The following is a 13,217-nucleotide window of genomic DNA, read 5'->3' as shown; positions in this document are numbered from 1 at the left end:
ATGTTTCAGTAGTAAGCCCCCCGCGCGGAAGAGGTCGCGCTGGGGGGCTGAGAAGGTTGGGCTGAGCCCAGAGAGAAGATCGATTTATGGCAACAAATGAGAAGTGGTTGCCTTGCTTTGAATGAGGATATCTGTTGCCTGGGGCATTCATTCTAAAGGTGGTGAAAACACCGCTTGAACCTGTTTTAGGCATCAAAAATTGGCTTAAAGTTCCCAATTGAGCGTAGGGTGATCTCGCGCAAGCAGTAGAGGAGACTTGCAGGTTATGGGAGAAATTCAATCACATGGATCGAGTTCACATGTGGATTTTATTGTCCATCTGATCGTGCGCAGCGACCGCTGCACTGAGTTAGAGCAGCTACAGCAAAAATTCATCGAGGCTGCCAGCACATTTCCAGGATATCAACTGTCATCGACCGATCAGATCGATGGTGCGCCAGATGGTTATCAAGCATACGTGGCTGTACATCGCTTTGACAGACCTAAAGATCTTATAGAGTGGATGGAATCAGATACGCGCCGTAGTCTGGTTAAAGCGACACAAGCTCAACTCCACGGTGATCTAACGGTGGACTATCCATTAGAGCTGGCCGGTTTTTCGTCATGGTTCGCGAATCCGAACTTGGACGACGTTCACGGCAAAAAGCCATCTGTCTGGAAGCAGTCTCTCATTGTGATGGTGGCGCTGTATCCACTTACATTAATCATTGGTGCTCTTGTGGGCGTGGTTATTCCAAACGCACATCCAGCGACAACTCGTTTAATTGTCACAGTCATCGCGGTTAATCTTATGGGGTTTTTCCTGGTTCCTACTCTATGTGGCTGCTTGTCACCGTGGTTGAGATCAAAGAAATTTTGGAGTCAGTTTATTGGCGCTATTTCACTGATATCTATTTTATTGTTCTTGTGGATTATGATGCACGTATTCATGGCTTATCCAAACAAAGCAACAGACGTAACGCCGCCCTCGCCTGAGGCAGATTCAACTCAACCATCTTCTGTATCCAACTAGTCAGAACGAGGGGATTGACTAGAAACTTTTGTTGTGCCAGGTAAAGCAAGGGGTTCATTGGTTGTTTTGTTGATAGGAGTGTCAGCGCCAGTCTGGCGCATCCAATGTTGCATCACTTGTGCAAGCTGATTGACGCGTTCTGGTTGGGATGCAGCCAGGTCGTCTTGCTCGGATAGATCGGTGGTCAGGTCGTAAAGCTCGAAACGGTCATCAGCATAGAAGTAGATGAGTTTTTCGTTGCCCACTCGAATGGAAGTAAATGCTTGTAGGCCGGGTCCAGGTGTTGTCCATTGATGCGGGTAATGCCAACCGAAGACACGGTATGTATCCAACTCCTTCTTGCCATTAAGTGAATCAACAATACTGTGGCCATCCATCTGATCTGCGGAGGCAATGGGTATGTTTGTGCCGGTGAGCTGTAAGACTGTTGGGAATAGATCATGTGACACGGTGACATAATCTGTTCGGCTCGGAGCATGGCCAGGCACTGAGATGATTTGGGGAATTCGAACACCACCTTCATATGCGAATCCCTTTCCATGACGAAGTGGTGCATTGTGGTCCTTCGGCGCGCCAGCGCGGCCACTCAGTCCACCATTATCAGAGGTAAAGATGATAATCGTATTGTTGGCAATGCCACGATCTTCCAGAGCATCCATAATGCGTCCGAGGCTATCGTCGACCCCTTCAACCATTGATGCATATGCGATCTCCCGTTCCGGAAGATTAGTGTCCTTATTTGTAAAGTTAGGATCCGCCATAATTGGCGTATGAACTGCATAGTGAGCCAGGTGTAAGAAGAACGGTTGCTCTTCAGTGATTGCACCATCGATAGCGCTTATTGCTTCAGTGGTCAGCACATCTGTTAAGTAAATGTCCTGTCCGTGATAGGCCTCGAGGCCAGGTACTGGCCAAGGTGATTTTCCTTTGGGTTTTCCACGGCGTACTTCATCAGAGAAGTTATCTGTTCCGTAGTAACTTCCTGGCGCACCAGCAGCATGCCCACCAATGTTGATATCAAACCCATGATTTAATGGATCAGCACCAGGTGTATTGAGCGCCCCCCAGTGAGCCTTGCCAGCATGAATCGTGCGATAGCCATCAGCCTGAAGTAATTCAGCAAGGGTAACAGCATCTGGCTGTAGCCCTTCAGTGTGCCACGTCGGTGATCGCAAACGATCATGCCCGGCAGATGAATCACGATCGGGATAGAGCGTCCAGTTGGTAATGCCGAGACGAGCGGGATGTTGGCCAGTCATAATACTGACGCGGGTTGGTGTGCAAACCGGACACGACGCGTATGCATCGGTATAAAGAGTGCCTTGATTCGCAAGCCGCTCCATGTTTGGTGTGCGATATCTCTTATTAAGTGGTGTTGTTTCGGAGTGAAAAGGCACTGATGTGTCTTGCCATCCCATGTCATCAACTAAAAAAAAGACAACATTTGGTTGTTCTTTGTTTTGCTGATCAGCAGATAGAGCAACGTCGATCATGCTGATAGCGCACGACACAAACAACATTATGTAGAGCATTTGTGTTTGAAGGTTTGCTCTCGTTGTTGCCATTTATTGTTGTTTCCGAAAAAATATGATTCCTAGAGTGAGCCTCAGTTTGTCATCGCGATTATTCGGCACTGCGTTGAGCACTGACCACAGCGCAGCTTGAGTTCGGGTGCCCCGTACGAGCATTTCGAGCGAGCTCTATGAAGCTGATGTCAACGAACCCATGTCGACTGAGTTTCGATTCAAGGTCTTCTGTCATAAGTGCGCCACCAATGCAGCGAAACCAGTCGTCGACACTACGCCGCACTTGTTCTTCTAATGGGGAAGTCAACACAATTTCGGCAAAAACCAATTGGCCACTCGGCTTCAAGATTCGGGCCATTTCGCTCATGACAGCATCTTCATCAGGAGAAAGGTTGAAAATGCCATTGGCACTAATCAAGTCAATGCTTTTTTCAGGAAGTTCTGTTTCTTCTGCACGACGGTTGAGTATCTCGACTTCTGGGAACCCAGCTGCAGTGAGATTTTCGCGTGCCCGCTGCGCCATCTCTTTAGACCCATCCAGCCCTTGTAGGCGGGCTGGTTGTCCAAACCGCTGGGCGTAGAGGCAAAGATCAAGTCCAGCGCCGCATCCGATGTCTAGTAATCGCTGATCTGGTGCAAGATTGACCGCAGCCTGCGGATTACCCGCGCCGGAGAAGGAAGCACTGCATGCTGGCGGTAGTGCATCGAGCACATGCGGGTCGTACTTTACTTCCTCAGCAAAAGCACGGCCCACCGGGAATCCATGTTTGTTGCCGGGCTCGAGGGCTACTTGGCCATAACGATAGAAGACAGCCCCTTGAATCTGTGCTGGTGATAACGAGGCAAGTTGTGACCCTGGCTCAGCTGGAAGTGCCATTAGTGTGTTGGTTGTGGTGTTGTGCGTAGATATGGTTTGATTTCAGTGAATCCAGCCGGGAAGAGCTTCGTAGCTTCTTCGTTTGAAACAGCGGGCACAATGATGCAGTCTTGTCCGTGCGTCCAATTGACAGGTGTCGCGAGCTTGTGCTTATCAGTCAGCTGGAGAGAATCAATGACCCGCATAATCTCATCGAAATTACGACCAGTACTCGCTGGGTAGGTCAATGTGAGTCTGATCTTCTTATTTGAATCAATGATAAAGACACTACGAACAGTCAATGTGTTGTCTGCGTTTGGGTGGATCATCCCATAGAGATTGGAAACACGACGATCAGCATCCGCGAGTAATGGGAAGTTCAGAGCGGTGCCTTGCGTTTCTTCAATATCCTTTGACCATCCTTCGTGATCAGAAAGGGGGTCGACACTCAAGCCAATAATCTTGACGTTCCGTTTTTCGAAATCACCCTTAAGTGATGCGGCGGCCCCGAGCTCTGTTGTGCACACAGGGGTGTAATCTGCTGGATGTGAAAAGAGTACGCACCATCCATCCCCAATCCAGTCATGAAAGCTAATTGAGCCTTCTGTTGAGTCTTGTGTAAAATCCGGTGCCGTGTCGCCAAGTTGAAGCGCCATGTTGAGATCTCCGAAAGTAAGGGTCGGTTGCCGTACTATCTTCTGACAGACTTCTAGCTTCTATCCGTCATCTGGGATGACTATCGTACCTTAGGTCAGGCTCTTCACAAAGTGACCAATTTCTGCACCGATGGACAGATTGTCGGAGCCGTCGGAGTCGCTTGTGGCACAGGTCGTCAGGACAACTCGGTTGCCCAAACGGCAGTGGCGAAATATACCCAACGCTTGTCGGCGGCTGAAGGTCAGGCCAAAAAGGAGCCATAAAGTGCCTCCATCAGGCTCCATTGGCAGTGATGGCTCATCGGGTGGGGGGTGCCTACGTGAGCATAGGTATTTGGGGCACAGTTGCATTGCTAAAAAAGAGGTCGTTGCTACGACGCACGTCTTTGGGGGCGGGGTGTCCAGCTCGCCCCATGAGTTTGCCTGTATCCCTCGGAGATGACGGTATTGCCTGCTCGGTAATGTGTCTTCAATTGCTGCCTGAGCGCGGGGCAAGTACGATTTACGCTAATAGCAGCCGCGAAAATCCGTATGGACCGGCCGTAGAGTGAAAGGGCCTGTTTGTGATGCAACATGTTCATGGACGAATACAGACTATAAAAAGTAGTGTCTTTACTATTGTCGTACTGAGCATGATCACTGGCTTCGGTATGGCCACCGTAGGTTGCAAAAAGGCTGATGCCAGCAAAAAAGATGCGTCAACAACACCGCCACCTCCTGAGGTAGTCGCCGTTAAGGTTATTTCAAAGGATGTGCCCGACTATAAGTACTACCCAGGAATCACCCAGGCTGTGATTCAAGCTGACATGGTTGCGCGGGTGGAGGGGTATCTCGAGGAACGCAGTTTTGTGGAAGGAAGTGATGTTGAAGCGGGTCAACGGTTGTATTTGATCCAGCAGGATGAGTATGAGGCTGCACTCGCTGAAGCGGTGGCCTCCTTAGCGGAGGCCAAAGCTAATCTTTCCTTCGAGAGATTCACTCGTGATGAAACCGCTCGTGCAATGAGTAAAGGTGCGGCGACTGAATATGAGATGGATCAGGCTCAGGCGAATTATGAAGTTGGTCTTGCTCGGGTTGCGTCTGCTCAGGCAAGTCTTATCAATGCGGAGCTCAATCTCTCATATACCGATGTGATTGCACCCTTTGCAGGTCGTATTGGTGATACGAAGATCAATGTTGGGAATCTTGTTGGCCCCAACATGAACACAACACTGGCAACGTTGGTGATGCTGGATCCGATGCGTGTCATCTTTGAGCCAGCAGGAAATGATTTGACCGACTTCTCCATCGCACGAGAAGCAGGTAATTTAGATGTTCAGGTGACTGTTGCGGGCACAGATGGTTCAAAGACTGAATACAACGGTGTCCTAGATTTGATCGACAATGAAGTGAATCAACAGACATCCACATTCTTGGCAAGAGCCGTTTTTCCAAATAAAAAGAAGCAAGTGCTACCCGGTATGTATGTGAATCTTCGCATTAGGCTCCGCATGCTTCCAAACACCATGGTTGTTCCAGACGATGCGGTTCGTAGTGGCCCTCGCGATCAATATGTATTCATCATCAACAGTGATGATGAGATTGCGCGTCAGATTGTCATGACCGGTTCTATCTACAAAGGATTTCGTGTTATCAAGTCAGGCCTGAAGATTGGTCAGCAAGTGCTCGTTGCCGGTGATCCAACCAAGGTAAAGGCTAATGTGAAGGTTAAAGTCCAGCTCAAAGATGCAGATGCATTTGTAGAGGAAGTAAACAAAAAAGCGATGGAAGCTGCATCTACATCGAGTGGTGTTGATACGAATGCTTCTTCAGAGAAAGCCAAGCAGGGGAAGACGCAAGAATCGTCGGCTCCAAAAGAGTCGGGATCTAGTTCCAAAACCAATACGCCGTCAGAGAAACCAAAAACAGATGAGGCAAGTAGTGGTGCTAATGAAGCCCCTCAGTCCGTCAGTGGAGGGGCTGATAGCCAGTGACTGGTTTTTTCATCAATAGACCGATTTTTGCTACGGCTATCGCGATTCTTATGTTGCTGGCCGGAGCGATTTCTATTTTGGCGTTGCCAATCGCCCAGTTTCCAAATATTGCACCTGGCACAGTCAATGTCACTGCAGGTTATACCGGTGCAAGTGCTGCAGTGACTGAGCGACTTCTGACCGAGCCACTTGAAACTCAGATCAATGGTGTGGAGGGCATGATTTATATGTCCTCAAGCTCTACCGCCAATGGCTCCTCTATCATCACCGTTACATTCGATATTGGCTACGACCTCAATATCGGTGCCGTTGACATTCAGAATCGTGTGCAGACAGCGCAAGCTCAGTTGCCTGAAGTCACACAGCGAGCGGGCATTTCAATTGTGAAGGCTTCGCAAGATCTGACGATGATCATCAACCTCATCTCGCCGAACGGCACCTATGACGGTGTTTATCTAGGTAACTATGCGCAGATTAATATCGTAGATCCACTGACGCGTGTTCCTGGTGTCGGAGAAGTCGACAATTTCGGCGTCCTTAACTACTCCATCCGGGTATGGCTTGACCCTGAGAAGATGGCAGGCCTTGGCATTACGACAAATGATGTTATTGACGCAGTCAACTATCAAAATACAGATGTGGCTGCTGGTGTTATTGGGCAGCCTCCTATGCCTGGAACGCCTGCAACTCAATATCAGCTCAATACACTTGGCCAATTGCGCACAACCGAACAATTTAATGACATTGTCGTTCGAGCAAATGATGATGGATCAGTTGTTTATGTCAAAGATATTGGTCGTGTTGAGCTAGGAGCACAATCGTATACATCAAACACAAGATGCAATGGAAAAGGGGCGGCAACACTTGGCATCTTTCAGTTGCCTGGATCCAATGCTCTGGATGTTGCTAATGGAATAGTCGCTGAGCTTGAGTCCTTAAGTAAAACTTTTCCAGCTGACTTGGAATACCAGGTTACATTCAATTTGACAGACTTCGTCAAGGTCTCAATGGAAGAATTGGTTTACACCCTTCTTGAGGCAATTGGATTAGTCATTATTGTCGTCTTCGTATTTTTGCAGAACTGGCGAACAACGCTTATTCCGATTATCGCCATACCTGTTTCACTGATCTGCACATTTGCAGTCATGGCTGCGGTTGGATTTTCAATCAACACTCTTTCGTTGCTTGGCTTAGTGCTTGCAGTTGGGCTTGTGGTTGATGACGCCATTGTGGTCGTAGAGAACGTAGAGCGACAATTAGAATCGGGCATTAAGGATATTCGCGCGGCGACGCGGCAGGCGATGAAAGAAGTAACTGGTCCCATCGTGGCGACCACTTTGGTTTTGATGGCGGTCTTTGTGCCAACAGCATTTATGCCTGGCATAACAGGCCTACTTTATAACCAGTTTGCACTGACAATTGCCTTTGCTGTCGGTCTTTCGGCATTCAATTCTCTTTCACTTAGCCCTGCACTTTGCGGTGTCATGCTGAGGCCAAGAAAAGAGAAAGAAAGAAAGTTCGCACCTGCTCGTTGGTTTAATAAATCGTTCGATTGGACTTCAGATAAGTACCATCGCCTCGTTGAAAAATCCGCCAAGTTATGGTGGATCGTTGCCATTATCTTCGTGGCATTGCTCATTTGGACTTGGTTTGCAATATCAACCAGGCCAACAGGTTTTGTGCCAGCAGAGGATCAGGGCTGGTTTTTTGCTGTTGCTGAGCTTCCCCCTGGAAGCGCCTTAAGCCGAACACAGGCTGTTGAGGCTGAAGCCGTAGCGGCCATATTGAAAAACCCAAATGTTGCAGATGTCGTTTCAGTTTCGGGTTTAAATTTCATCTCGAATACAGCTTCTTCAAACTTTTCAGTTTTCTTTATCATTCTAAAACCCTGGGATGAACGTAAAACTGAAGAGTCTCAGATTCCTGGAATCATTAAGGTTGTTTCAGAGTCATTGGCCCCTATTGAAGGAGCAATGGTAATTCCCTTCAATGCGCCAGCCATTCCTGGACTCGGAACGACTGGTGGTGCTCAGATTCAAATCGAAGCGCTCGCCGGTCAGTCGCCGGAGGAAGTTTCGAAAATTACCAATCAGTACATCGAAGAAGGATTAAAGAATCCGGTCATTGGCGCATTGTTTACAGATTTCAAAGTCGACTATCCGCAGATTGAACTCAATATTGATCGTGTGCAGGCGCAGATTTTGGGCGTGGGTATCGGTGATCTATTCACAACGTTGAATGTGTATTTGGCTTCGTACTATGTAAATAATTACAACCAATACGGCCAGGTTTATCAGGTCAATGTGATGGCCGATGGAATTGCTCGTGAAGAGCCTGAAGATATTCTGAAACTCTATGTCGAGAACAGCCAGGGTGAGGCAATTCCATTCTCTGAATTGATGACACTTGATTTCACGACTGGGCCTGTCAATATTCCGCATTACAACATGTACCGGACCGCTGAAGTCATTGGCGGACCGGCACCAGGTTATTCAGGCGGAGCCCTCATTACGGCCATGGAAGAAGTGGCTAATGAAGTTCTCATTCCAAATGGATTTGGTTGGGAATGGACATCAATGGTTTATCAGGCCAAGCAAGCAGGTTCGTGGGCGCCAATCATCTTTGGACTTGGCATTATCTGCGTATTCCTGGTTCTCGCGTGCCTTTATGAGAGCTGGTCAATGCCGTTTATGATTATTCTTGCTGTGCCATTAGCAATTCTGGGTGCGGCGCTTGGGCTTCAGATTGCTGGTCTATCTTTAGATATTTATGGTCAGATCGGATTACTCATGCTCATTGGATTGGCAGCAAAGAACGCCATTCTGATTGTTGAGTTCGCGAAAGGTCAAAGAGAGCAAGGTGCTGGCGTCATTGAGGCTGCAGCAACAGCAGCAAAAATGCGTTTGAGGCCAATTCTTATGACCGCCTTTGCATTTATTTTCGGCGTGGTGCCTCTTGTTCTAGCAAGTGGTGCTGGAGCGAATTCGCGTCACTCGATTGGCACGGTGGTTCTGGGCGGCATGGTTGCCTCAACAATCTTGAGTCTGCTCGTGGTGCCTGTTTTATACGTGGTCATCGAGCTACTTCGAGAAAAAATGGGCATTCGGCCAACTATTCTTATGGAGCGTGAGGCCCGTGCTCAGGCAGAACAAGTAGAAGCAAATAGACTTGCTGTTGAAAGTCTGCAGAAGCAGATCGATTTGAATAAACCAGACGCATCAAGTGGTGGTCATAAGCCTTCGTAGCTCAGAAGCCAGCCGACCAATGATGGTTTATAAACGTGTATACAGAGTTGTTTGATATCAGCGTATGAGTTGCTGTTGAAATAAAGCCATGGTCATGCTTCATCGTCGTGGATGTGCTATTGATCGCTCATGACTGGTGCTGTGGAATGCGCACGAAGTGAATCAGTCGAATAGCAGATGACAGCCAGCCAAATTAATGCAAAAGCGGCAATGCGATCAGCACCGAATGGTTCGTTAAAGACCAGCACAGCTAGAATAAGCTGACCAGTTGGTGCGATGTACTGAAGCAGGCCAACAGTTGAAAGTCTCAAACGGCGAGCTGCTCCAGCGAAGCAAACTAGTGGAACAATGGTGATGATTCCACTGAATATGATAAGTAAAGCCATCCACCAGTTTTCAGTGGTGACAGCGCTCCCATCTTTTGAGTGCACAATTAAAACGCCAACCAGCATGAATGGAAAAACCACAAGCATTTCTACAGTAAGTCCGGCAGCAGCTTCACATTTTACTTGCTTGCGCGTCAGTCCATAAAGCCCAAACGACCCTGCTAATGCAAGTGAGATCCAAGGCACACCGCCAACACGTATTGCTAAAACAGCAACGCCTGTAACAGCGAGTCCAACGGCAACCCACTGGAATTTTCGAAGGCGTTCACCAAGAAAGACCATTCCAAGTATCACAGAGACAATGGGGTTGATGTAGTAGCCGAGGCTTGCCTCGCTGAGCCTGTCAGTGACAACAGCCCAAATAAACACGAACCAATTCACGGAAATGAAGCCAGCGGTCAAAACCAATACACCTAAAACCCGCGGTGTGGTTACTGCATCGATGAACTCATTGAGACGGCCGATGCAGAGTAAAAGCAAAATGAGCATTGGTAAGCCAAGTAAGACGCGCCAGGCGACCAGCTCAAAAGCATTAATATCTTTGAGCACCCAGAAAAACAAGGGTGTGACAACAGCCCACCAGCCATAGGCAAGGATTGCTAAAACAACGCCGGTGGTGGCGTTTTTGTCATTCTGGTTGTGTGTTAGAGTGGGCACAGTATCGCAAAGAATAGCAGGGTCTGGCCCTGATAAGAATTCTGAGACATAAAGCCATGACATGGGTGGCCGCGTTAAGACGATCATTGATTCTATTGATCACAAGTGAGAGGCACATCTGCAGGTGATTCCACTTTCAATTTATATTGTCACCTTATTTATCGCCTTTATAGGGTTGTGTATCTGGTGGGTTCTCTACAAGTGGTCTTCTGCAAAAGTCAGCAGTGACCGGGCGTGTAGAGAATGTGGGTATAAGCTCTTCGGGGAAGAGTTGCAGCGATGCCCTGAGTGCGGATCAGAGAATGCCGAGCGGGGCACCATTAACCATCATAATTCTGGTCGAACATTAGCGGGCTACATAGGAGATTTGGTCTTAGTGGCCAGTATTGGATTTGCAGTTTACGTTTTTAGTGCGGGCCTTATAAACGACGTCCTACCAAAATCGTGGCGTGCCTTATATTACGGTACGATCACGGGTGGGCCGGAAGGTCGAATCCTGATGCGATTCTCCGCATCTTCCGAGTCTGTGTCTGAAAATGACAAAGCGTATGAAGCTTTTATGGCCAATATGATCGCCATGCCAGTTGATATATCTGTGTGGGTATCCAGGGACAATAAGGATTTTAGAGTCCACTTAGTCAGAGAGACAGCACAAGATAGTTGGAAGATTGTCGAATTCACTTCTCAAAAATATCAAGTAGATAGTGAAGCGGTTGTCACACCCACAATGCTTGTCGAACTCATTGAAGATCAACCCGCGATAGAAGTTCCGTTTGATTCTGAATCGATGGTGGTGGCTTTCGAAGCAATGCTTACATCTGAATGGAGCACAGGTGAATTTCAGTCAGCACTGATGGCCTATCCTGATTCTTACCAGCCGCTTGCCAATGGTTTGTTTGTAAGCCGCCCATATGTGGGTGGTGTTTCTGGGCAGAACGTGACTGCGGATAGGCGGGTCTTATTGGCCTTGATTATTGTGCTAATTCTGAGTGTTATCACAGTGGCTCTACTCTGGCACCGACGATATCACGCCAAGAAGAACTAAAGCTGTCGCCCTTATACACCCGGTTTGTACAGATGGTTCCAATTTTTCCATATCTTTGGATCATGTCATCGCGCGTTTACATTGTTCATAATTACACGAGCAAAAAAAGCGCTAAACATATGAGACTTTTGAATTAGCCCGCGTACACTCCGCTCAACTCGCGTTGCATTTGAGTCTAAAGCGATGGTCGTGCTTGGGCCGTGACGAGAGAAGCTTGCCGCTCATGAATGTGGGCGAATACGGAGAAGAAAGCATGCTAAACAATATCGCCAACTTCCATATGTGTGCAGTGATAGCTGCAGCAGTTGCAATGTTTGGAATAAGCTCGCATTCAAAGGCACAGTGCCAGGGCGATCTCAATGGTGATGGCGTAGTGGGTGTTGCAGACTTTTCGAAAATGCTGGTGGCATGGGGCCCGTCAACAGATGGTGATGTCAATTCAGACGGTGTGACTGATTACGATGACTTTTCAATTTTGCTGGCCGCGTGGGGTGACTGTCCTCCCGCCTGTCAGGACAATGTTCCATTTACATATGTGGTCATTCCAGATACGCAGTTTTTTACTGCTTATTACAACGGCAGTACACCAGAGATGTTCTATCAGCAGACCCAGTGGATTGCTGACAATATCGATGATCTCAACGTAGCCTTTGTTTCTCACCTCGGCGACATTGTTGAGTTTGGATGGATTGATGGTCAATGGAATATTGCCAATACCGCGATGTCAACACTGGACGGGCTTATTCCCTACGGGCTGACGTTCGGAAATCACGACGCCGACGATGCAGTGTGGGGACGTAGTGACATTAAGTACAACCAATACTTTCCTCCAAGTCGCTACGAAGGTAACAGTTGGTATGGCGGAGGTTATCCAGAGGGAAAGAACACCAATAGCTTTCAATTTTTTGAAGCGGGCTGTGAAGCGTATCTTGTTTTACATCTGCAGTGGGATCCACCAGCAGATGTGCGTGTATGGGCAGACGAAGTGATTGCGGCTCATCCAGACAAGCGTGTCATTGTCTCAACGCATGAGTTTCCTGGAAACTATCTTCTCTGGAACGAAGTGCTGACACATCACAACAATGTATTTCTTGTTGTCTCAGGTCATGAATGTGCTCGAGAGCGGTATCTTCCATTAACCAATGACTATGGAACGACGGTTCATAGTATTCTCAGTGACTATCAATGTGACAATCCTACGAATTCACTTCTTCGCTATTACACATTCGATCCAAGTACTGATCAGGTTGAAGCATTTACGTATTCGCCTCTATATGACTATTACGAAATTGATAACTCGTCATCATTTACATTTGATATTTCCTATGGTGAAGTTGTTTCGTGCGAAGAACAGGGGACCAGTCCTTATGGTGATGGGCCCATCTCAGTTCCAGGACGAATCGAGGCTGAATATTACGACGAAGGTTGTAATGGCTTTGCTTACTATGACCTTGATAACTACAACCAAGGCGGCGAGTTTAGAACCGACGGCGTGGATATTGAGATAGCAACTGATATTGAGCAGGGCTACAACATTGGGTGGCTTTACAATGGCGAATGGCTCAATTACACCATTGATGTAGCAGCCACAGGTTCTTATACATTCGATTTCCGAGTGGCGAGCAATGATAGTGGATCAGAGATGTACTGGGCACTTGATGGAGTTGCCTTAACAGAGCTGATTGCGATTCCGTCAACTGGAAGTTGGCAGACTTGGATCACCATTACAAAACCAGATATTCAGCTTGAAGCTGGTGAGCATACGCTGACACTTCATATAACTGATGGTGAGTTTAATCTGAATTATGTTGATATCTCACAGGCTTCTCCATGAATGGCGTATTCTCCTTACGCTGATCTG

General features: G+C 47.7%; 9 protein-coding genes. 5 read left to right on the top strand and 4 right to left on the bottom strand.

The annotated features are described in order from the left end of the window. Positions 1-265 precede the first annotated feature (265 nt). Positions 266-1,012, top strand: a complete 747-nt coding sequence (locus P8J86_03055) for a hypothetical protein (protein MDG2053664.1) — start codon at positions 266-268, stop codon at positions 1,010-1,012. On the opposite strand, the gene P8J86_03050 is transcribed toward P8J86_03055, so the two are convergent. The 3 genes from P8J86_03050 to P8J86_03040 are packed head-to-tail and all read right to left on the bottom strand — an operon-like array spanning position 1,009 to position 4,050. Further along, a complete protein-coding gene (locus P8J86_03050; GenBank protein MDG2053663.1) occupies positions 1,009-2,577 on the bottom strand; it encodes a sulfatase in 1,569 nt (522 codons plus the stop codon). The two genes, P8J86_03055 and P8J86_03050, sit on opposite strands and share 4 nt — an antisense overlap. Before the next feature lie 58 nt (positions 2,578-2,635). Continuing rightward, positions 2,636-3,415, bottom strand: coding sequence for a methyltransferase domain-containing protein (locus P8J86_03045; protein ID MDG2053662.1), 780 nt, complete (start codon positions 3,413-3,415; stop codon positions 2,636-2,638). Beyond that, complete coding sequence (locus P8J86_03040; protein ID MDG2053661.1) at positions 3,415-4,050, bottom strand: peroxiredoxin; 636 nt, start codon at positions 4,048-4,050, stop codon at positions 3,415-3,417. Before P8J86_03040 ends, P8J86_03045 begins: the two co-directional genes overlap by 1 nt. A 566-nt stretch (positions 4,051-4,616) precedes the next feature. On the opposite strand from P8J86_03040, the gene P8J86_03035 reads away from it, so the two are divergent. Continuing rightward, positions 4,617-6,023, top strand: a complete 1,407-nt coding sequence (locus tag P8J86_03035) for an efflux RND transporter periplasmic adaptor subunit (GenBank protein MDG2053660.1) — start codon at positions 4,617-4,619, stop codon at positions 6,021-6,023. Then, a complete protein-coding gene (locus P8J86_03030; GenBank protein MDG2053659.1) occupies positions 6,020-9,268 on the top strand; it encodes a multidrug efflux RND transporter permease subunit in 3,249 nt (1,082 codons plus the stop codon). The genes P8J86_03035 and P8J86_03030 overlap by 4 nt, the downstream gene beginning before the upstream one ends. A gap of 116 nt (positions 9,269-9,384) precedes the next feature. Here the strand turns inward: P8J86_03030 and rarD are convergent, their stop codons facing one another. After that, entirely contained in the window at positions 9,385-10,374 is a 990-nt protein-coding gene (rarD, locus tag P8J86_03025; protein MDG2053658.1) for an EamA family transporter RarD, read from the bottom strand. 61 nt (positions 10,375-10,435) lie between these two features. Between rarD and P8J86_03020 the strand changes: the two genes are divergently transcribed. Both P8J86_03020 and P8J86_03015 read left to right on the top strand, forming a co-directional pair. Further along, positions 10,436-11,356 carry a zinc ribbon domain-containing protein gene (locus P8J86_03020; GenBank protein MDG2053657.1) on the top strand — a complete coding sequence of 307 codons (921 nt, stop codon included), beginning with the start codon at positions 10,436-10,438 and terminating at the stop codon, positions 11,354-11,356. Between the two features lie 253 nt (positions 11,357-11,609). After that, entirely contained in the window at positions 11,610-13,190 is a 1,581-nt protein-coding gene (locus P8J86_03015; GenBank protein ID MDG2053656.1) for a carbohydrate-binding protein, read from the top strand. Positions 13,191-13,217: the final 27 nt, after the last annotated feature.

This window comes from Phycisphaerales bacterium (assembly GCA_029268515.1).
In the GTDB taxonomy this organism is placed as follows: domain Bacteria; phylum Planctomycetota; class Phycisphaerae; order Phycisphaerales; family SM1A02; genus JAQWNP01.
The sequence above is the reverse complement of the archived record's forward strand: the minus strand, read 5'-3'. Positions and strand labels throughout refer to the sequence as shown.

Bases quoted from the DNA above. Each gene is read 5' to 3' on its own strand.
- P8J86_03015 (MDG2053656.1), top strand. From the start codon at position 11,610: ATGCTAAACAATATCGCCAACTTCCATATGTGTGCAGTGATAGCTGCA.
- P8J86_03035 (MDG2053660.1), top strand. From the start codon at position 4,617: ATGCAACATGTTCATGGACGAATACAGACTATAAAAAGTAGTGTCTTT.
- rarD (MDG2053658.1), bottom strand. From the start codon at position 10,374: ATGTCATGGCTTTATGTCTCAGAATTCTTATCAGGGCCAGACCCTGCT.
- P8J86_03050 (MDG2053663.1), bottom strand. From the start codon at position 2,577: ATGGCAACAACGAGAGCAAACCTTCAAACACAAATGCTCTACATAATG.
- P8J86_03045 (MDG2053662.1), bottom strand. From the start codon at position 3,415: ATGGCACTTCCAGCTGAGCCAGGGTCACAACTTGCCTCGTTATCACCA.
- P8J86_03055 (MDG2053664.1), top strand. From the start codon at position 266: ATGGGAGAAATTCAATCACATGGATCGAGTTCACATGTGGATTTTATT.
- P8J86_03040 (MDG2053661.1), bottom strand. From the start codon at position 4,050: ATGGCGCTTCAACTTGGCGACACGGCACCGGATTTTACACAAGACTCA.